The 18994-nt window shown below is 60.9% G+C and carries 18 protein-coding genes; 3 read left to right on the top strand and 15 right to left on the bottom strand.

What is annotated here, in order from left to right:
* Positions 1-28 precede the first annotated feature (28 nt).
* The 7 genes from KI611_RS07190 to KI611_RS07220 are packed head-to-tail and all read right to left on the bottom strand — an operon-like array spanning position 29 to position 7494.
* A complete protein-coding gene (locus KI611_RS07190; protein WP_226419139.1) occupies positions 29-1114 on the bottom strand; it encodes a protein-glutamate methylesterase/protein-glutamine glutaminase in 1086 nt (361 codons plus the stop codon).
* The gene (locus KI611_RS07195) at positions 1111-1617 is read right to left on the bottom strand and encodes a chemotaxis protein CheD (RefSeq protein WP_226419140.1); all 507 of its coding nucleotides are present in this window, start codon (positions 1615-1617) and stop codon (positions 1111-1113) included. The genes KI611_RS07190 and KI611_RS07195 overlap by 4 nt, the downstream gene beginning before the upstream one ends.
* Positions 1614-2444 (bottom strand): CheR family methyltransferase, encoded by an 831-nt coding sequence (locus tag KI611_RS07200; protein ID WP_226419141.1) that lies wholly within the window; start codon positions 2442-2444, stop codon positions 1614-1616. The genes KI611_RS07195 and KI611_RS07200 overlap by 4 nt, the downstream gene beginning before the upstream one ends.
* Positions 2445-2473: 29 nt before the next feature.
* Positions 2474-5005: a GGDEF and EAL domain-containing protein gene (locus tag KI611_RS07205; protein WP_226419142.1), complete on the bottom strand. Its 2532-nt coding sequence runs from the start codon at positions 5003-5005 to the stop codon at positions 2474-2476.
* Complete coding sequence (locus KI611_RS07210) at positions 5002-5226, bottom strand: hypothetical protein (protein WP_226419143.1); 225 nt, start codon at positions 5224-5226, stop codon at positions 5002-5004. The genes KI611_RS07205 and KI611_RS07210 overlap by 4 nt, the downstream gene beginning before the upstream one ends.
* Positions 5226-5834: a chemotaxis protein CheW gene (locus KI611_RS07215; protein WP_226419144.1), complete on the bottom strand. Its 609-nt coding sequence runs from the start codon at positions 5832-5834 to the stop codon at positions 5226-5228. Before KI611_RS07215 ends, KI611_RS07210 begins: the two co-directional genes overlap by 1 nt.
* 19 nt (positions 5835-5853) lie before the next feature.
* On the bottom strand, positions 5854-7494 hold the full coding sequence (locus tag KI611_RS07220; RefSeq protein WP_226419145.1) for a methyl-accepting chemotaxis protein: 1641 nt from the start codon (positions 7492-7494) through the stop codon (positions 5854-5856).
* Between the two features lie 41 nt (positions 7495-7535).
* Here KI611_RS07220 and KI611_RS07225 point away from each other — a divergent pair, with 41 nt between their 5' ends.
* On the top strand, positions 7536-7754 hold the full coding sequence (locus tag KI611_RS07225) for a hypothetical protein (protein WP_226419146.1): 219 nt from the start codon (positions 7536-7538) through the stop codon (positions 7752-7754).
* Between the two features lie 49 nt (positions 7755-7803).
* On the opposite strand, the gene KI611_RS07230 is transcribed toward KI611_RS07225, so the two are convergent.
* The 6 genes from KI611_RS07230 to KI611_RS07255 form a co-directional block, all read right to left on the bottom strand.
* Entirely contained in the window at positions 7804-8376 is a 573-nt protein-coding gene (locus tag KI611_RS07230; RefSeq protein ID WP_226419147.1) for a chemotaxis protein CheW, read from the bottom strand.
* Between the two features lie 19 nt (positions 8377-8395).
* Positions 8396-10315, bottom strand: a complete 1920-nt coding sequence (locus KI611_RS07235; RefSeq protein ID WP_226419148.1) for a methyl-accepting chemotaxis protein — start codon at positions 10313-10315, stop codon at positions 8396-8398.
* A 138-nt stretch (positions 10316-10453) separates the two neighbouring features.
* Positions 10454-12751, bottom strand: coding sequence for a chemotaxis protein CheA (locus tag KI611_RS07240; protein ID WP_226419149.1), 2298 nt, complete (start codon positions 12749-12751; stop codon positions 10454-10456).
* A 10-nt stretch (positions 12752-12761) separates the two neighbouring features.
* Positions 12762-13082: a lipid asymmetry maintenance protein MlaB gene (locus tag KI611_RS07245; RefSeq protein WP_226419150.1), complete on the bottom strand. Its 321-nt coding sequence runs from the start codon at positions 13080-13082 to the stop codon at positions 12762-12764.
* An 11-nt stretch (positions 13083-13093) separates the two neighbouring features.
* On the bottom strand, positions 13094-13462 hold the full coding sequence (locus KI611_RS07250; protein WP_226419151.1) for a response regulator: 369 nt from the start codon (positions 13460-13462) through the stop codon (positions 13094-13096).
* A gap of 12 nt (positions 13463-13474) precedes the next feature.
* Positions 13475-14365 carry a methyl-accepting chemotaxis protein gene (locus KI611_RS07255; RefSeq protein ID WP_264180091.1) on the bottom strand — a complete coding sequence of 297 codons (891 nt, stop codon included), beginning with the start codon at positions 14363-14365 and terminating at the stop codon, positions 13475-13477.
* Positions 14366-15068: 703 nt separating this feature from the next.
* On the opposite strand from KI611_RS07255, the gene KI611_RS07260 reads away from it, so the two are divergent.
* A complete protein-coding gene (locus KI611_RS07260; RefSeq protein ID WP_226419152.1) occupies positions 15069-16481 on the top strand; it encodes a PLP-dependent aminotransferase family protein in 1413 nt (470 codons plus the stop codon).
* Here the strand turns inward: KI611_RS07260 and KI611_RS07265 are convergent.
* Both KI611_RS07265 and KI611_RS07270 read right to left on the bottom strand, forming a co-directional pair.
* On the bottom strand, positions 16476-16784 hold the full coding sequence (locus tag KI611_RS07265; RefSeq protein WP_226419153.1) for a hypothetical protein: 309 nt from the start codon (positions 16782-16784) through the stop codon (positions 16476-16478). The two genes, KI611_RS07260 and KI611_RS07265, sit on opposite strands and share 6 nt — an antisense overlap.
* 3 nt (positions 16785-16787) lie before the next feature.
* Positions 16788-17393, bottom strand: coding sequence for a cytochrome c oxidase subunit 3 family protein (locus KI611_RS07270; protein WP_226419154.1), 606 nt, complete (start codon positions 17391-17393; stop codon positions 16788-16790).
* Between the two features lie 198 nt (positions 17394-17591).
* Here KI611_RS07270 and ccoG point away from each other — a divergent pair, with 198 nt between their 5' ends.
* Positions 17592-18983: a cytochrome c oxidase accessory protein CcoG gene (gene ccoG / locus KI611_RS07275; RefSeq protein WP_226419155.1), complete on the top strand. Its 1392-nt coding sequence runs from the start codon at positions 17592-17594 to the stop codon at positions 18981-18983.
* Positions 18984-18994: the final 11 nt, after the last annotated feature.

Raw genomic sequence — 18994 nt, forward strand, 5'->3', positions numbered from 1 at the left:
CAGGGCGGTCATCTTCGGGTTTAAAAAATTAATTGCTGTAAGCAATGATTTCGTGCGGAATTTGATCAAGCGGGATGATTCTGTCGGCTGCGTCCAGCTTGATCGCCTCCTTCGGCATGCCAAAAACGACACAGGTCGATTCATCCTCGGCGATGGTGCTGGCGCCGCTCTCGCGCATTTCCTTCAAGCCGCGGGCACCATCGTCGCCCATGCCGGTCATGATGATGCCCAAGGCGTTCTTGCCGGCGACCTGGGCGACCGAGCGGAAAAGCACATCGACCGACGGCTTGTGACGGTTGACCAGCGGGCCGTCCTTGACCTCGACGTAATACTGGGCGCCGCTGCGCTTCACCATCATGTGCCGGCCACCGGGCGCAATCAGCGCCAGTCCGGAGCGCACCCGGTCACCATCCCGGGCTTCGCGCACTTCCAACTGGCAAAGCCCGTTGAGGCGGCTGGCAAACATCGCGGTGAATTTTTCCGGCATGTGCTGGACGATGACGATGCCGGTACAGACGGCGGGCAGCCGGGTCAATACGGCTTCCAGCGCCTGGGTGCCGCCGGTCGAGGTGCCGATGGCCACCAGCTTGTCGGTGGTGCTGTACATCGTCGCCCCGCGATGGCTGCTCGGCAGCACCGCCTCGACCGGAATTCTTGGCGGAATCCCGGGCGTGCTCGGGTGCATCGTCTGCCGGCGCAACGCCCCGATGTTGGCGCGTGCGGCAGCCTTGATGGCGCTCAGGATGTCGTTGGTCGAGTCCTGGAGGAAGGACTTGAGGTCCATTTTTGGCTTGGTGATGATGCACACCGCGCCGGCCGCCAGCGCTTCCATGCTGACCTGGGCGCCGCGCTCGGCCAGGGAGGAGCAGATGATGACCGGGGTCGGGTGTTCGGCCATGATCTTCTTCAGGAAGGTCAGGCCGTCCATGCGCGGCATTTCGATATCGAGGACCAGGACGTCCGGCCACCTGGCTTTCATTTTTTCCAGCGCGTAGACCGGGTCCTGCGCCGTGGCGATGACCTCGATCGTCGGATCCTTGGATATCGCTTGCGTCACCACCTGCCGGACCAGGGCCGAGTCGTCGACGATCATTACCTTGATTTTGTTGCTCATACGGGGAGTTTTCCATTACTCGGTTGATTGCCGGGCGCGGCCAGCCAGACGTGGCCGGTGGCGAGATCGAGAGACAGCCGGCGGTGGCGGGTTCCGCCGACGTGTTCGGCAACCACCCACAGCCCATGCTGGGCGAGAGCCCGCCGTGCCGCCTCGATGTTGCGGTGGCCGATCTCGAGAGTGCCGGCCCGGCTGCCGGCAAACATGTTGCCGCCGCCGAAGAGCTTGGCCTGACAGGTGTTGGGCGAAATATTGCGGGCGCGCAGTTCGTTGGCAAACAGCTCGAGTATTTCGTCGGCATAGCGCCCGTCGAGCGGGCTGCCGGGGGGGCGCCGGCGACTGGGCAGCAGAATGTGGCACATGCCGCCAATATGATGACGCGGGCACCAGAGCGTCACCGAGACGCAGGAACCGAGCAGCGTGCCGATCCGTCTGGGGGCCGAGCCAAAGAAGAACTCGCCGGGATGCAGAAATACGTCGGGTTGGACGGCGGGCAGCTTCATCGCGCTCCGGCGTGGCGATAGATGGTTGGACTGGCGAGGACCAGGTTGTTGGTGAGTCCATTCAGCGATTCGGAATGACCGACGACGAAGTGACCGTCGCGCTTCAGGTAGGGCAGAAGATTGGCGATCACCTTGCGCTTGGTCTCGCTCTCGAAATAAATCATCACGTTGCGCAGAAAGATCACGTCGAATTGGCCAAGTCCGTGGCGCGGCGCCATCAGATTGCAATGCAGGAACTGCACCCGCTGGCGCAACTCCTTGGCAATGAGCAGGGTCCCCGTATGCTTGCCGAGGCCTTTGAGGCAGTATTTTTTCAGCAAATTGATCGGAATGCCGTCGGTTCGTTCGAGCGGATACTGACCGTATTGTGCCTTGGCCAGCACCTTGGTGCTGATGTCGGTACCCAGTATTTCCCAGGGGGTGTCGCCCAGGGTTTCCGCCAAGATCATCGCCATCGAGTAAGCCTCCTCGCCACTCGACGAGGCGGCGCTCCAGACGCGGAAGGTACCGCCCTTGCGATGGCTGGCCGCACGCTCGCGAAGAAAGTCGAAATGTTTCGGTTCGCGGAAAAAATAGGTTTCATTGGTCGTCAGTAAATCGACCATCGTCTGGCGTTCCTGGGCCTCCGCTTCGTTGGTGACATGGCGGAAATACTCGCCGAAAGTGCGGAAATCGAGCTCCTTGAGGCGTTTTGACAAGCGGCCGACCAACAGTACCTGCTTGGCGTCGGACATGCTGATGCCGGCAATCTGGAAGATCAGTTTCTGGAACTGGGCAAATTCCGTTTTGGTGATGGCGATGTTGCCGAGCGAAGGGGAGTCTGTCACTGCGTTATCCAATTACTCATAAGGCAAGCCTACGGTGCCGCGACCGAGTCCACCCAGGGGCTACTCCGGATGCCATCGCAGGAAAAGGGGAGGGAGTAGCGTTCCTGCATCAGGGGCATCGCGGCGAATTCATCGGCCGGCATCGGTTTGCCGTAGCGATAGCCCTGGCCGAGATGGCAGCCGTGCGCCTGGAGAAACTCCTCCTGGATTTGTGTTTCGATACCTTCCGCCACCAGTTCGAGACGCAGGCTGAGCGCCATGGTGATGATTCCCTTGACCAGTTCGGTACTGTCGTTGTCGAGCATCACATCCTTGATGAACGAGCGGTCAATCTTTAGCACATTGATCGGGAAGCGCTTCAGGTAGGCGAGCGAGGAGTAGCCGGTGCCGAAATCGTCGATGGCGATGCTGATCCCCATCGCCCGGAACGCATTCAGGGTTCGGCCAATGCTCTCGTCGTTATCAAGCAGCAGGCTCTCGGTGATCTCGAATTCGAGCCAGCCAGGCTGGCAGCCGCTCGCCGCCAGCGCTTGCTCGACGGTGGCCACCAGATCGTTGTCGCGGAACTGGCGCGACGAGAGATTGACGGCGATTTTCAGTTCGCACTCGCCCGCTTTGTTCCAGCAGCGGGCCGCGAAGCAGGCCTGCTTCAAGACCCAGGCACCGATGCCGACAATCAGGCCGGTATCTTCGGCAATGCCGATGAACTTGTCTGGCTGCACCAGGCCGAGGCTGGGATGCCGCCAGCGCAGCAGCGCCTCGCCACCGACCAGCCGGCTGTTGCGCAAGTCGATCTTCGGCTGGTAGAAAACCTCCAGTTCGTTCTCCGCTTCCGCCCGCCGCAGCGCGGTTTCCAGCATCGCCCGTTCGCGCGCCTTGGCGGTCAGCTCGGCGGAATAGAAACGGAAACCGGCCCGGCCGCGGGCCTTGGCATCGTAGAGGGCGGAGTCGGCGTACTGCAGCAGTTCGGTTGCGGTCGTGCCGTCGGCCGGGAATACGGCAATGCCGATGCTGGCGGAGATGAATACCTCCTGGTTGGCCAAATGAAAGGGATGGGCCAGCGCATCGAGGATCTTGCGCGAAATGCTGCCGAGGTCAGCGGCATCCCGAATCTCCGGCAGGACGATGGCAAATTCGTCGCCGCCGAGGCGGGCCACGGTGTCGTAGTCGCGCATCTGGCGGCGCAAACGTTCGGCCGATTCATGCAGCAGCAGATCACCCTGGTTATGGCCGTGCGTGTCGTTGACTTCCTTAAACCGGTCGATGTCGATAACCAGCAGGCCAAGCACCTGGTTGCGCCGCCCGGCCTTGTCCAGCGCATGATTCAGTCGGTCGTTCAAGAGCGCCCGGTTGGGCAGGCCGGTCAGGGTGTCGTGAAAGGCCATCTCGTGCAGGCGCGACTCGTAGCTTTTCAGCTCGCTGATGTCCTGGGTGGTCCCGTTCAAGCGTCTCGGTGTCAGGTCGGGGCCGTATTCGATATGGAGATGGGTCTGCAGGTGATGTACCCGTCCGCCATGCTTGATCCGATAGCCGATGGTCACCTCGTCGTCGCTTCGTTCGTAGGCGTCCTGCAGCGCCTTGAGGACACGTTTGCGGTCCTCGTCGATGCTCATGGCGAGCAGATCTTCGATCGCCGGCTGCCAGTCGGCCGGTTGCCCGAAAATCCGGCACATTTCACCGGAAACGACGGCCTTCTTTTCGACGTGGTCCCATTGCCAGTGACCGAGCTGGGCCATCGCCTCGGCCTGGCGCAGTCGATGTTCGGTTTCCTTGATCGCCGAAACGTCGCGGCCGATGGCGAGAACGCTGGTCACGTCGCCATCCGGCCCAAACTCGGGGGTCATGATGATGTGGCTGCAAATCATCCGTCCGTCGCCGGCCGGCCAGGTGTAGTCGAACTCGCTGCGGCGGCCGCTGTCGATCACGCTGTGCAAGGCCAGTTCGTAAACCTGGGTTTCTGCTGTCTGAGCGTAATCCGAAGGCTTTTTCCCGAGCAGCGCCTCGGCCGGTACACCGGCCAGGCGGGCGAAGGCCGGGTTGGCATAAATGCGATAGCCGGCGGGGTCGTAGCGGGCAATGGTGTCCGGCGAGTTCTCGACCAAGGCATGAAATTCCTGCACCCGACGGCAAAGCTCCTTTTCCCTGTGCTGGCGTTCGCTGATGTCCCGCGCCAGCGCAAGGTTGTAGGTTTCTCCTTCCCAGGTAAGGCAACTGAGCTTGAGTTCGACGGGCACAACCCGTCCATCCTTTCGCTTGTTGTGACTGGTCAGGGTTTGCGTCTTCAGGCTCAGCATTTCTTGCCAGTGTTCGCGCCAGCGTTCCGGGGAAACTCCGGTATCGATGTCGAAAACAGTCATGCTCGACAGATCGTCGAACGAATAACCGAGCATGCTGCACGCCTGGGCATTGACATGGAGGAGTCTGGCGTCCCGGTCGATCAGGTAGAAGGCATCGCCGACCTGGTCGAGGGCGAGCCGGAGCAGGGCCAACTGCTGCCGTGTGTCGGCCTGCCCGGCGGCGGCTGGCGCCATGCCGCAGTGGTCTGCCTCCCTTGTTCTCATCCGTTTCTCCTGAACAGCCGATGCACTGCCTGATCGGCTCGGTCGGCCGGGAAATCTGCCGGGGTTATGGCGCAAGGTCCGGAGATCGCCTGGCTAGCGAGCCGATCACCGGCCAGGCTGAGGTAAGTCTGACGACACTCCCGGTAATGGCGAGCCACCGCGTCCGGCAGACTTTCGGTCGGATTGCCCAAGCCATTCAGCGGTGTGTGGAGTTCTGTCATCAGTGAATGGCGATAGCGCTCAATGATTGAGACGGCGTCGGGAGCCCGGCTTCCTGGCGGGCCAGGTTGGCGAGGACGGCCACCTCGCCGAGCGAGAGGATGCGATTGACCTCGAGCAGGACAACGAACTTGCCATTGACCTTGCCCATGCCGCTGATGAAATCGATGCGGATCCGCGCCCCGAACTGGGGAGGCGGCTCGATTTCTTCGGGGGGGATTTCCAGCACTTCCGAGACGGCATCGACGACGATGCCCATCTGCTGGCCATGGCCTTCGGTTAGTCCGCCATCGCTCGTTTCGAGAATGACGATGCAGGTGCGCTTGGTGACTTCGCTGGCCGGCCGGCCAAAGCGCACCGCCATGTCGATGACCGGCACGACCGAGCCGCGCAGGTTGATGACGCCGCGAATGAACGGCGGCACCATCGGTACCTCGGTCAGGGCGCCGTATTCGATGATCTCGCGGATGGCGAGAATGCCGATGGCGAACATTTCCTCACCGAGACTGAAGGTCAGGTATTGCTGCTGCTCGATCGCCCCGCTGGCCCCGGTCGCAAGAGCGGAGGGCGTGGCCGGCGTGGTGACGAGTTGGCTGGGCTGATTGCTCATGCGAGAACCTCATTCATCCTTAAAAGCGACCGAAGCTGGCTTCGTCGGCATGCCCGGCGCCACCATCCTTTTTCATGAACGGCTTGATGTTGCCGGCAGCGCTGGCCCGCGACGGGCGGCTGGCCTGATTGCCGGCGAACTGGCGGGAGCTGCCGTGTTCGTTGCCGACATTGAAGAAGGACATGATTTCCTGGAGATTGGTCGCCTGCGAGGACATTTCCTCGGCGGTGGCGGCGAGTTCTTCCGAAGCGCTGGCGTTCTGCTGGGTAATCTGGCTGAGCTGGCTCATCGCGGTATTGACCTGATTGACGCCGACGGTCTGCTCTTCGGAGGCGGAGGTGATTTCCTGCACCAGATCGGCCGTCTTCTTGGTGGCCGGAACGATTTCGTCGAGCAAGCGCCCGGCCTTTTCCGCCATGCCGACGCTGTTCAGCGCCAGTTGGCCGATTTCCTGGGCGGCGACGCCGGAGCGTTCGGCGAGCTTGCGCACTTCGGCCGCGACCACCGCGAAGCCCTTGCCGTGTTCGCCGGCGCGGGCTGCTTCAATCGCGGCATTGAGGGCCAGCAGGTTGGTCTGGTAGGCGATGTCGTCGATGATGCCGATCTTCTTGGCAATCTGCTTCATCGCGCCGACGGTTTCATTCACCGCCTGACCACCCTCGGCGGCCTTGGTGCTGCCCTGAGCCGACATGCCGTCGGCGACCTTGGCATTCTCGGTGTTCTGCTGGATGGAGGAGGCCATCTGTTCGATCGAGGCCGAGGTTTCCTCGACCGAGGCGGCTTGTTCGCTCGATGCCTGGGACAGCGACTGGGCCGTGGAGGAAACCTGGGTGGTCGCCGAGGATAGCGCTTCGGTCGTCGTGTTGACTTCGGAAATGGTTTGGGAGAGCTTGCTGGCCATCAATTGCATAGCGGCCTTGAGTTGCCCGGTTTCGTCCTTGCTGTCGACATCAATCTGTACCGTCAGGTCACCTTCGGCTATGCGATTTGCAGCGTCGACCGATTCCTGCAGTGGCTTGGTAATTGATCTGGTAACCCAGGCTGCGATGCCGACACCCAGCAGGGCGGCTATGGCACCCAGGATAAGCATTAAGGTGCGAGCATCCTGATATTCGATTGCGGCCTGCTTGGCGGAGTCATCCATCAGCTTGCCCTGATATCCGATCAGATTGTTCAGGGCATCGAAATAGGCCTGTTGCGCTACCCGGAGTTCACCGAGCAGTAGTAATTTGGCCTCATCTTTTTTATGCTCGTTGAGCATCTTCAGAAAAGCGTCAAGTTGAATGCCATATTTGCCACGCGTCTCTATTAATGCTTTTAGAAGTTCTTTGCCTTTTTCGCTGGTGATGGTCTTTTCTAGGCTGTCGATATTGCTTTTTGCTATGGCACGGGATTCATCAATGCGGGCCAATTCCTTCTTGATCTCGCCCTGTTCATCAAAGAGGATGGCGTTACGAGTCGAGCGTGCAATCCGGTTGACATGCAGCAAAATGCCATTTGCCAGAACTGTTTTCGGGTAACGGTCATTGGCTAGCTGATCGGTGCCGTTTGCCAACCCTGAAAGACGGGTAATACCGATCGTCGCGATTGCCGCCATCAGAATCAGGACCAGGCCGAAGCCGAGTCCCAGTCGCATACCGATTTTCATGTTCTTGAACATTGTTTGTCTCCTCTGTCAAAGTAATTTGTTCAACGCGCTTGATGTATTCGATCGACCCGGTGATGGGGGGTAACTTGGTGTTGATCCACTTCTTCATGGTTGCTCCGTCATCAGCTGGTTGTGGGGAATCCGTTGTCTTGCCCGTCGCGGCGGGTGACATGGCGAACGAGGCCGGCCTGGTGGCCGGCGCCGCTCACGACCGCGACGTCTTTCCGGTGTGCCGGCTACTATGCGAAGGCCGGTTCTTCATCGACCGGTAGGGCGTTGATTTCCTCCTCGTGGTCATTGGTTATGGCGTCGGGAACCCGGCTATGCAGCGCCGGCTTCCTGGCGGGCCAGGTTGGCGAGGACGGCCACCTCGCCGAGCGAGAGGATGCGATTGACCTCGAGCAGGACAACGAACTTGCCATTGACCTTGCCCATGCCGCTGATGAAATCGATGCGGATCCGCGCCCCGAACTGGGGAGGCGGCTCGATTTCTTCGGGGGGGATTTCCAGCACTTCCGAGACGGCATCGACGACGATGCCCATCTGCTGGCCATGGCCTTCGGTTAGTCCGCCATCGCTCGTTTCGAGAATGACGATGCAGGTGCGCTTGGTGACTTCGCTGGCCGGCCGGCCAAAGCGCACCGCCATGTCGATGACCGGCACGACCGAGCCGCGCAGGTTGATGACGCCGCGAATGAACGGCGGCACCATCGGTACCTCGGTCAGGGCGCCGTATTCGATGATCTCGCGGATGGCGAGAATGCCGATGGCGAACATTTCCTCACCGAGACTGAAGGTCAGGTATTGCTGCTGCTCGATCGCCCCGCTGGCCCCGGTCGCAAGAGCGGAGGGCGTGGCCGGCGTGGTGACGAGTTGGCTGGGCTGATTGCTCATGCGAGAACCTCATTCATCCTTAAAAGCGACCGAAGCTGGCTTCGTCGGCATGCCCGGCGCCACCATCCTTTTTCATGAACGGCTTGATGTTGCCGGCAGCGCTGGCCCGCGACGGGCGGCTGGCCTGATTGCCGGCGAACTGGCGGGAGCTGCCGTGTTCGTTGCCGACATTGAAGAAGGACATGATTTCCTGGAGATTGGTCGCCTGCGAGGACATTTCCTCGGCGGTGGCGGCGAGTTCTTCCGAAGCGCTGGCGTTCTGCTGGGTAATCTGGCTGAGCTGGCTCATCGCGGTATTGACCTGATTGACGCCGACGGTCTGCTCTTCGGAGGCGGAGGTGATTTCCTGCACCAGATCGGCCGTCTTCTTGGTGGCCGGAACGATTTCGTCGAGCAAGCGCCCGGCCTTTTCCGCCATGCCGACGCTGTTCAGCGCCAGTTGGCCGATTTCCTGGGCGGCGACGCCGGAGCGTTCGGCGAGCTTGCGCACTTCGGCCGCGACCACCGCGAAGCCCTTGCCGTGTTCGCCGGCGCGGGCTGCTTCAATCGCGGCATTGAGGGCCAGCAGGTTGGTCTGGTAGGCGATGTCGTCGATGATGCCGATCTTCTTGGCAATCTGCTTCATCGCGCCGACGGTTTCATTCACCGCCTGACCACCCTCGGCGGCCTTGGTGCTGCCCTGAGCCGACATGCCGTCGGCGACCTTGGCATTCTCGGTGTTCTGCTGGATGGAGGAGGCCATCTGTTCGATCGAGGCCGAGGTTTCCTCGACCGAGGCGGCTTGTTCGCTCGATGCCTGGGACAGCGACTGGGCCGTGGAGGAAACCTGGGTGGTCGCCGAGGATAGCGCTTCGGTCGTCGTGTTGACTTCGGAGATGGCCTGGGCCAGCTTCTCCACCGTGTTATTGACGGTTTCCTTGAAGTCCTTCATCTCGCCCTTGTAGTCGCCCTTGACCATCTTGGTCAGGTCGCCCTTTTCCATTTCGACCAGCACGGAAATTGCCTCGTCGATCGGGATGACGATGCCGTCGAGGGTCTTGTTGATGCCCTCGACGAGTTTCTTGAAATCGCCTTGGTGCTTGCTGGTATCGACCCGCACATGGATCTTGCCTTCAGCCCCGGCCTGGATCAGCCCGTCGGTGTCGCCGAGCACGCTCTGGATCGAGGCGGTCATCTGCTTCATCGACGCCATCAGGCTGGTGCTGTCGCCGGCATTGAGATCAATCTTGCTGCTCAGATCGCCGATCGCGATCTTGTTGGCGATTTCGGCCGCATGGTCGGGTTCGCCACCGAGCTGCTTGAGGAAGGCGCGGGCGATGGTATAGCTGATGATGCCGACAGCAGCCAGGGTCAGCGCTGCGATCAGCAGAGACATATAGAACGCCGAGGTTTTTACGGCTTTTGCTTCTTCCGCACCTTTCAGGGCCAGTTTGACGTTGTGTTCAAATTGCTCGTCGATGCCTTCGGATAGCTTCCTGACCAGCGGTGCAGCATTCTCGGCCAGTTTGAGGGCCTGCTCCGTCCGGCCTGCCCGTGATTCGACAAAAATGGGTTCGAGCAGAGGGTCATACTGTTCAAACAGCTTCTTCTCCTGATCGAGGAGGCTCTTGTCCTTCTCGTCAGAAACCAGTCCGTCGCTCTCGTATTTCTTGAAGGCGCTGTGAATGTTGGTACGGATGCCCTTGATCGAGTTTTCAATTTCGGTCAGCTTGGCCGGATCCGAGTTGATCAGGAAGCGGTTAGCACCGACGCGGAGCAACAGAACCTGTTTGCGCAGCTCGTCGAGTACGACCAGGCTGGGTACGGCATTGGTATTGCCGTAATTGGCTGCATCGAAGACCTTGCTCATCTGATACTGACCAAGTCCGGTGAGCAGGGCGATTCCGAGCAGGGCCGAACCGGCCAGCAGGGACATCTTTTGGGCGACAGTAAGTTTCATATCAATTTCCCCTAAATTTGAAAAAATTTTTCCGAAGGAAGACCGCCGATTCAGGTGTCTTCGCCTGTTTAGTTAAGCCACTGTTCGTGGAAATTTCGTGAATGCGTTCAGTGGTGGATGGCAAGACAGAACGAGTCATCATGCCGTTTGCTCGCTTGGGGCGTAATTGCTGGCCAGGGCATGGCGACGAACGTCGCGGCCGGCGACACGACGGACCAGTCCGGGGACGTCGAGAATTAGCGCGACATGTCCGGTACCCAGGATGGTGAAGCCGCTAATTCCCTCGATGCCGTTGAAAACTGCGCCGAGTGGGCGAATGACCGTCTGGTACTCGCCCTGCAGGGTGTCCACGACAAGGCCGGCGCGATGCCCGGCGTAGTTCACCACCACGACGTTTTCTCGCTTGACCGGCTGAAGGAGGAAAGCCAGTTCCGGGTCGATCGCCAGTTTTTCGCCTTCTTCTTCCTCGTCATCCTGTATGGCAGCCGGTGGTTCTGGGATGTCGAAAAGATCCTTGAGGCGGATGAAGGGCAGCAGTTCGCCCCTCAGATTGAGGTGGTCCCGGCCTTGTGAGGCATCGATCTCCTCTTGCGTCAGTTCGACGCATTCCTCGACCATCTCGAGGGGCACGACGAAGGACGAGGCGCCGACTCCGACCAGGAAACCATCGATGATCGCCAGGGTGAGCGGCAGCCGGATGCGGATCGTCGTGCCGACGCCTTCGACGCTGTCGATCTCGGTGCTGCCGCGCAGGGCGGTAATGTTGCGGCGCACGACATCCATGCCGACGCCGCGGCCGGACAGGTTGTTGACTCGTTCGGCGGTCGAGAAGCCGGGTTCGAAAATCAGGTTGTGGATCTCGTTGTCGCCGAGCGCCTGATCCGGCTTGACCAGGCCGCGTTCGATGGCTTTGGCCAGGATGCGTTCCTTGGATAAGCCGCCGCCGTCGTCGGTGACCTCGATGGCGATGCTGCCGGAGTCATGATAAGCGTTGAGGCGCAGCGTGCCTTGCGCCGGCTTGCCGCGGGCCAGCCGCACTTCGGCCGACTCGATGCCATGGTCCATCGAATTGCGGATCAGGTGGGTCAGCGGGTCGCCGATCTTCTCGACGACGGTCTTGTCGAGCTCGGTTTCGGCCCCGCTGATCTCGAGCTGGATGTCCTTGCCGATTTCCTTGGAGACATCGCGGACCACCCGCTGGAATTTGTTGAAAGTCGCGCCGATCTGCACCATGCGTAGTTGCAGGGCAGAGTCGCGAACGTTCTCGACCAGCCGGTTCATCACCGAGGCCGCTTCGATCTGCTCGGGAACACCGCTTTTCAGCGCCAGGAGGTTGATGCTGGCGCTGGCGATGATCAGTTCGCCGATCAGGTTGATGTGCTCATCGAGCGTTTCGGCATTGACCCGGATCAGGGCTGCATCGCCGCCCTTGTTGTCCTTGACCTGTTTTTGCTTTTGCAGTGCCGCTTCGACGACGGCCGGGCGCACCACCTGTTGCGAAACCAGAACCTCGCCGATCGGCGGCTCGAGTTCGCCGCCGGCGCGGGCTTCGGTCTGGGCTTTCAGGGCGAGGTCCAGTTCGGCCGGGGTCAGCGTGCCGCAGCGGACGAGAATTTCACCGAGCCGCATCTCTTCTTCCGGTAGGCTCTGGATCAGGTCGTGGTACTCGACGACCTTGCTGTGCGGCGGCAGGATACGGACGCGGGCATCGTCCTGGACGAATTCGAAAGCGCCCTCAATGGTCGCCTTGTCGGCCGTGGTCTGGTAATTGAGTTCAAAACCCAGGTAGCAATCTTCGGCATCCATCTGGTCGGCACCGGGGATCGCCTCGGTCAGCGTGACGATGCTGACGATGCGCCCGAAGGTGGTCAGGTAGCGGATGAACGATACCGGGTCCATGCCGTTGCGCAGGACGTCGCGGCCAAAACGCAGCGAAATGTGCCAGTTGTCCGACTCGACCCCGCTGCCCGCCGCATCGCCTTCGCGGACGAAGGGCGGCGGCTCGCTCACCGCCATTGCGGTGCTCTCCGGTGCACTGGCAGCGCCTTGGTTGGCGTGGCTTTTCAGCCGGTCGATCAGTTCGTCGCTGCGGCTGCCGACTTCTTCCGGCGGGGCGTTGCCGGCCTCGACATGGTCGATCAGGGCGCCCATGTGATCGCAGGTTTCGAGCAGCAGGGCGACCAACTCGCTGGTGATGCGCAACTCGGCGGCGCGCACCATGTCCAGCACGTTTTCGGCGTTATGGGTGAAGACCACCACGTGATCGAGGCCGAACAGGCCGGCCGAGCCCTTGATGGTGTGGGCGGCGCGAAAGATGGCGTTGATCAGGTCGGCGTCGTCCGGCGACTGCTCGACCTTGAGCAGGGCCTCCTCCATGTTTTCGAGAAGTTCGCGACTTTCGATGACAAAGGTCTTGAGTGCGTCGTCAAGGTTCATGGGGAATGCCTTAATTTTTGGAGCGGATCAGGACCGGGTCGCCGAAGAAGCCGGCGAGGTCGCACAGGTCGATCAGGTCGAGCACCGGGTCGCTGTGGCGGGTGAAATGGATATTCTTGCCGCGGCCGAGCGCTTCGATCTTGGCCAGGATCATCAATTGCAGGCCGGCCGAGTCGATCTCGGTAACGTTGGACAGGTCGATTTCCACCTCCGTCATCTCGGCCTGGCGAATGGTTTGGAGGATTTGCTCCTTGAGGGTACTGGCGGTGAAAATGGTGAATTCGCCAGCAATGGCGAGGGCAGGGCAAACGGCTTCCGGCATATCGGCCATGACATATTTCCTTAAGGCAGGATGAGTTTGGAAACGGCGCCCAGCATCTGGGCCGGTTGGAAGGGTTTGACGACCCAGGCCTTGGCGCCGGCGGCCTGGCCCTCGGCTTTTTTGCCGTCGCCGGCCTCGGTGGTGAGCATGATGACCGGGGTGAATTTGTAGGCCGGCAGTTGCTTGGCCGCCTTGACGAAGCTGATGCCGTCCATGTTCGGCATATTTACGTCGCTGATGATCAGGTGGATCTTCCGGCCGTCGAGCTTGCCGAGTGCATCCTTGCCGTCGCAAGCGTCAATCACGTCGTAGCCGGCGCCCTTCAGGGCGATACTGACGACCTGCCGCAAGGAGGCGGAGTCGTCCACAATCATGATGGTCTTGGCCATAGGGAGCTTTCTCTAGAAGAAGGTGATTTCGTTGCTGCCGGCGTCGCTCTGTGCGGCACCGCCGTTATGTACGGCGTGTTGTTCCGGCATGGTGTAGGTTTGGGATAGTTCGGCGAGCCATTGCGCCGCGTCTACCGCGATAAGGCCATGGCTGTCCGAGAGCTGGCGGTCCCCGTCGGCGATGTTTTGCTGCAGCTTTTTCAGGTCGTTGGTGACATGGTTCAGAACCTGGCTCACCCGGTCCTGGAACTGCAGGGCGACCAATACTTCGGCGACTTCCTGGCCAATCACGACGCCTTGCTGGCGCAGGTTTTCCGAGGAGTCGGAGAGATCGGTCGCGGTCTGGCCAAAACGCGAGACCACCCGGCCGATCACCGTGCTCGAGTCCTGCACCAGCGCTTCGTCCTGTTCGGCGTATTGGCGCGAGGCCAACAGGGTGTCGGCAATGGCCTTGTTGACGGTGTCGACCGTTTCGCTGATTTTCTTGCCGGTTTCCCCGGACAGCGTCGAGAGTTTCCGCACTTCGTCCGCCACCACGGCAAAGCCGCGTCCGACTTCGCCGGCGCGGGCGGCTTCGATCGCGGCATTCAACGCCAGCAGATTGGTCTGTTTGGCGATGTCGCCGACATCCTGGGCCATGCGCTGCAGCGCCGAGGTATGGCTGGACAGCGTGGTGACTTCGTTGAGCAGCGATTCCTTGCCGGCAAGGGCGGAACGCAAGGAGCTGATGATCGAGTCCAGGTCGGTTTTTGCTTCGTTGAGCAAAGTCACCAGGAAGTGGCTGCCCGGCTCGTCGCCGGTCGATCCGCGCGTTGCCGAAACGGCACTCTCCAGCCGTTGGGAGATGTCGGCAAAACGTTGAGTCAGGGCGATCGTCGCTTCTTCGGTATGGGTCTGGGCCATTTCGATCTGGCCGGACCATACCGGGAGGACGCTCAGGCACAGCTGGTCGAGGCCGGCAATGCCGTGCCGGTTCCTTTCGCTGCGTTCCGCTTCGCTTTTTGCCAGCAGCGCTATCAAGCTGGCATGGCGTTGGCTCACCGTATGCGCCGACCACAGGCCAAAGCCGAGGTTCAGGAGAGCAAGGGTCAGACCGCAGGCGAGGGCGGTGAGCGTCAGTCCCTCGACAAAAACCAAGCAGCCGAAAAACAATGCGCCAAGCACTGCGAAAGGCAGTATGAATAAAAACCTTGATTCGCCGAAAGCCTCTGAAAATAGCGGCTTCAGGAGGAGGGGGGTATCAGGATAGTGATCCAAGCTTTTTATCCGAAAAGAAAATTTGTTCGGATAGCTTGCGCCATGACAGATTCGCAATCGAGTCGGTTTGGCTGATTTATTTGTAGGGCATTTCTACGGCTTGTAAGTTAAACCCTACATATGCGAAATGAATTTTTGTTTCGCATTTGTTTGTTGATAAATCGTTGTATTGAAGCGATTTATAAGATTTTTATTTTTAAAAATCTATATAAATAATTTCAATGTTTTATGACGAACGGCAACTCATTGCCCGGTAGGGCCCGCATCGGTTATCGGGCCGCATTGCCGTGATCGATGAAAAATGATCTGCGCCAAGGTGCCGTCCGGTTGGCGCTGCTAACATTTGTCCATGAGCCTTTACCAAGACATTGCCGAGCAAACGGAAAAGCTGATCGTCGATGGCACCCTGCGCGCCGGTGACCGCCTGCCATCGGTCAGGCAAGCCTGCCGGATCCATGACATCAGTCCGATTACCGTCACCCAGGCTTACTATCAACTGGAAAGCCGCGGGCTGATCGAGGCGCGTCCGCGCTCCGGCTATTTCGTGCGCGCCCGGCTCGGTCGCAGCTTGCCGGAACCCGGAATGACGCACCCGGTCGGCGGCTCGACGCAGTTGCAGGTCAGCGATTTCATCTTCCAGATTCTCGACAGCGTCCGCGATCCGTCGGTCGTCCCGCTCGGCTCCAGTTTTCCCAGCCCCTACCTGTTTCCGCTCGCCAAGCTCGGGCGCTTTCTGGCCAGCGCGGCGCGCAAATTCGATCCGCTCGCGACGGTGACCGATCTGCCGCCCGGTAACGAGGAGCTGCGTCGGCAGCTGGCCTTGCGCTATCTGGCGCACGGCGCCTCGGTCTCGCCGCAGGAAATCGTCATCACCTCCGGTGCCATGGAGGGACTCAACCTGTGCTTGCAGGCCGTGACCAAGCCGGGCGACCTGATCGCCGTCGAGTCGCCGACTTTTTACGCCGGGCTGCAGGCCAGCGAGCGGCTGGGTTTGCAGGTGATCGAGATTCCCAGCCATCCACGCGAGGGCGTCAGCCTGACGGCGCTGGCCGACGCGTTGCGCCAGTATCCGGTCAAGGCCTGCCTGCTGATGTTGAATTTCGCCAACCCGACCGGTAGCCTGGTCACCGACGAGCGCAAGAAAGCCCTGCTCGAACTGCTCTACCGCCACCAGGTACCGCTGATCGAAGACGACGTCTATGCCGAGCTCTACTTTGGACGACAGGCGCCGCTGTGCAGCAAGGCCGCCGACCCGGACGGCCTGGTGATGCATGTCTCGTCTTTCTCGAAATGCCTGGCGCCCGGTTATCGGCTGGGCTGGGTGGCGGCCGGGCGATACGCCCGGCAGATCCAGCGCCTGAAACTATCGACCAGCCTGGCGACCACCGGGCCGGTGCAGATCGCGCTGGCCGAGCATCTGAAACACGGCGCCTACGAAAACCATCTGCGCCAGTTACGACGCCGCTTGGCCGAGCAGGAGGCGATGCTGGTGGCGGCGGTCGAGCGGCATTTTCCGGCCGGCACCCGTCTGGCCCGGCCGCAAGGCGGCTATTTCCTGTGGCTGGAGCTGCCGCCGCAGGTCGATACGCTGCTGCTCCACCAGCAGGCGCTGAGCCGGGGGATCAGCATCGCGCCGGGGCCGATCTTTTCGGCCAAGCGCGAGTTCAGCCACTACCTGCGCCTCAATTTCGGTCATCCCGAATCGCCGAGCCAGCAGGAAGCGATGGCCACGCTCGGCCAACTGATCGGCGATCAGCTATAAGGTTGCCCAGCGGGCGAACTGCCGGCCGTAAAAGGCAGTCAGCATCAGCGCCACCGGCGTGAAGGCGATGAAGCCCTTGAGCAAGCGGCGGATGAACGGATGCGCCAGTTCCGCCTCGATGAACGTCTGGGCGACCAGCCAGCCCTTGATCCAGACGATGCCGGCGACCAGCAGTTGCAGCCAGGCCGCGCCATGAAGCCACTGACCCAGGCCGAGACTGAGCAGGGTCAGCGCGACCAGGGCAAGCCAGGTGAGGGTTAGCGGGGTTAGCGTGGTGCCGGGTTGTTGGCTGGGGTGATCCATGATTCAGGCCAGTACGTAGAAGAAGGGGAAGATGATCAGCCAGATGATGTCGGTGGCGTGCCAGTAGCTGGCCAGCGATTCGAGGCCGCTGTAATCCTCGGCCGAATAGCCGCCGGCCAGATGCCGGGCGAGCACCCAGAGGATGCCGAGAATGCCCCACATGGCGTGTACCAGGTGGTTGAAGGTCAGGTAGTAATAGACGGTGAAGAAAATGCCCGACTCGCCGTTGATGCCGTGCGCCAGATTCCAGCGGATTTCGAGGTATTTGGCGATCGGATAGCCGAGCGCGGCGACCAGTCCGGCGATCAGCCAGTACACCGAACGGCGGCGCTGGCCGGCGCGCATCGTCGTCACCGAGCAGGCGATGAAGAAACTGCTGGTCACCATCAGCAGCGTGATCAGCGTGCCGGACAGCCGCGACAGCCGTTCGGCCCCCTGCTCGAAAGATTCCGGAAAGTGGGCACGGGCAACGAAATAGACGATGAACAGCACGAGAAATTCGATGAACTCGCAGGTGATGCCGACCCAGATGCCCTTGTTGCCGGGAATGCGTCCCCGGCCGGATGATTCTTGCGGCGTTTCGGGGGCGGGAATGGCGATGGCCGTCATGGCTGCAGACTCGTGATTGGATGCCGCCATTGTTTCAGTATCGGAAAAGAATCACAGCGACAGACATCAAAGTTTTCAACCCGCACAGTTGCCGGCTCGATTTTGAATCTGTGCCTATAAAAAATCAAACAATCTGGAACTGTTCCTGTTTTGCCTCCGGTGATTTACTGGCGCCCGTCACCGATCAGGAAGGCAAACATGAGCAAGCCGGTCAGCAAGGTTCGTGAAGCAAAGCTGGAGTTGTACCGCAAGAAGGGAAAAATTCACGCCAAGGCCATCGACGGCCGGTTCAATAGCCTGCGCTGGGCGCTGGTCTGGTTCACCCAGATCGTTTTCTACGGCGCTTGCTGGTTGAACTGGGAAACGGCTGGGGCAAGCCGCCAGGCCATCCTGTTCGATATCGCCCACGAGAAACTCTACCTGTTCGGCCTGGTGCTCTGGCCGCAGGACGCCTTGCTGCTGGCCTTCGTCCTGATCATCGCGGCGACCGCCCTGTTTCTCGTCACGGCGCTGGCCGGCCGGCTGTTCTGCGGCTTCGCCTGTCCGCAGACGGTGTACACGGCGATTTTCGCCTGGATCGAGGCGCAGGTCGAAGGCGATCATCTGGCGCGCCTGAAACTCGATCAGAGCCCGATGAGCGGCCGCAAGCTGCTGCTGAAAACCCTGAAGCATGGGCTGTGGTGGCTGATTGCGCTGTGGACGGCGATTACCTTCGTCGGTTACTTCACGCCCATCCGTGACTTGCTGCCGACGGTGTTCACGCTGACGACCGGGCCGTGGGAAGCTTTCTGGCTGATTTTCTACGCCGCGTTTACCTACGTCCAGGCTGGTCTGGCGCGCGAGGCGGTGTGCCAGCACATGTGTCCTTACTCCCGTTTCCAGGGTGTGATGTTCGACCCGACGACGGCCAATGTCGGCTACGACCGCCAGCGTGGCGAGCCGCGCAATGTCGGACGGCAGGCCGGCCAGACCGGCGACTGCATCGATTGCGGCATCTGCGTGCAGGTTTGCCCGACCGGCATCGATATCCGCGACGGCCTGCAATACCAGTGCATCAACTGCGGCCTGTGCATCGACGCCTGCGATCAGGTGATGGACAAGATCGGCGCGCCACGCGGCCTGATCCGTTTTGCCTCCGAACAGGAGCTGGCCGGTCAGGCGAAACCGCAGGGCCTGGGCGGGCGGCCGCGGGTCGGCGTTTATGTCGGTCTGCTGCTGGTTTTTGTCGGGCTGGGCGGATGGACGCTCAACCAGCGCTCACTGTTGCTGGTCGATGTGCTGCGCGACCGTGGCGCGCTACTGCGCGAAACGTCGGAAGGGCGCATCGAGAATGCCTACACGCTGAAATTGATGAATCTCGACGACGCCCCGCGCCACTACAAAATCGCGGTCAGCGGCCTGCCTGGGCTGGAGATCGTCGGGGCGCAAGAGTTTTCGGCCGAGCCGGGGAGCATCCGGCCGGTCTCGATCACCGTTTCGGCGCCCGGCGAAGGAATGCCGTCGGGCATCCAGCCGATCCATTTCGAGATCGTCGGCAAGGACACCCCGGCCGTTCGCGTCCAGGAGAAAAGCAGTTTCGTGCTGCCGTAAGCGGCCGCTTC

Source organism: Dechloromonas denitrificans, from assembly GCF_020510685.1.
Lineage (GTDB): Bacteria > Pseudomonadota > Gammaproteobacteria > Burkholderiales > Rhodocyclaceae > Azonexus > Azonexus denitrificans_A.

Excerpts from the sequence above, each read along its gene's own strand:
- KI611_RS07205 (WP_226419142.1), bottom strand. The coding sequence starts at position 5,005 with ATGAGAACAAGGGAGGCAGACCACTGCGGCATGGCGCCAGCCGCCGCC.
- KI611_RS07235 (WP_226419148.1), bottom strand. The coding sequence starts at position 10,315 with ATGAAACTTACTGTCGCCCAAAAGATGTCCCTGCTGGCCGGTTCGGCC.
- KI611_RS07245 (WP_226419150.1), bottom strand. The coding sequence starts at position 13,082 with ATGGCCGATATGCCGGAAGCCGTTTGCCCTGCCCTCGCCATTGCTGGC.
- KI611_RS07195 (WP_226419140.1), bottom strand. The coding sequence starts at position 1,617 with ATGAAGCTGCCCGCCGTCCAACCCGACGTATTTCTGCATCCCGGCGAG.
- ccoG (WP_226419155.1), top strand. The coding sequence starts at position 17,592 with ATGAGCAAGCCGGTCAGCAAGGTTCGTGAAGCAAAGCTGGAGTTGTAC.
- KI611_RS07190 (WP_226419139.1), bottom strand. The coding sequence starts at position 1,114 with ATGAGCAACAAAATCAAGGTAATGATCGTCGACGACTCGGCCCTGGTC.
- KI611_RS07225 (WP_226419146.1), top strand. The coding sequence starts at position 7,536 with ATGTATTCGATCGACCCGGTGATGGGGGGTAACTTGGTGTTGATCCAC.
- KI611_RS07230 (WP_226419147.1), bottom strand. The coding sequence starts at position 8,376 with ATGAGCAATCAGCCCAGCCAACTCGTCACCACGCCGGCCACGCCCTCC.
- KI611_RS07255 (WP_264180091.1), bottom strand. The coding sequence starts at position 14,365 with ATGGCCCAGACCCATACCGAAGAAGCGACGATCGCCCTGACTCAACGT.
- KI611_RS07250 (WP_226419151.1), bottom strand. The coding sequence starts at position 13,462 with ATGGCCAAGACCATCATGATTGTGGACGACTCCGCCTCCTTGCGGCAG.
- KI611_RS07260 (WP_226419152.1), top strand. The coding sequence starts at position 15,069 with ATGAGCCTTTACCAAGACATTGCCGAGCAAACGGAAAAGCTGATCGTC.
- KI611_RS07270 (WP_226419154.1), bottom strand. The coding sequence starts at position 17,393 with ATGACGGCCATCGCCATTCCCGCCCCCGAAACGCCGCAAGAATCATCC.
- KI611_RS07215 (WP_226419144.1), bottom strand. The coding sequence starts at position 5,834 with ATGAGCAATCAGCCCAGCCAACTCGTCACCACGCCGGCCACGCCCTCC.
- KI611_RS07265 (WP_226419153.1), bottom strand. The coding sequence starts at position 16,784 with ATGGATCACCCCAGCCAACAACCCGGCACCACGCTAACCCCGCTAACC.
- KI611_RS07210 (WP_226419143.1), bottom strand. The coding sequence starts at position 5,226 with ATGACAGAACTCCACACACCGCTGAATGGCTTGGGCAATCCGACCGAA.
- KI611_RS07220 (WP_226419145.1), bottom strand. The coding sequence starts at position 7,494 with ATGTTCAAGAACATGAAAATCGGTATGCGACTGGGACTCGGCTTCGGC.
- KI611_RS07240 (WP_226419149.1), bottom strand. The coding sequence starts at position 12,751 with ATGAACCTTGACGACGCACTCAAGACCTTTGTCATCGAAAGTCGCGAA.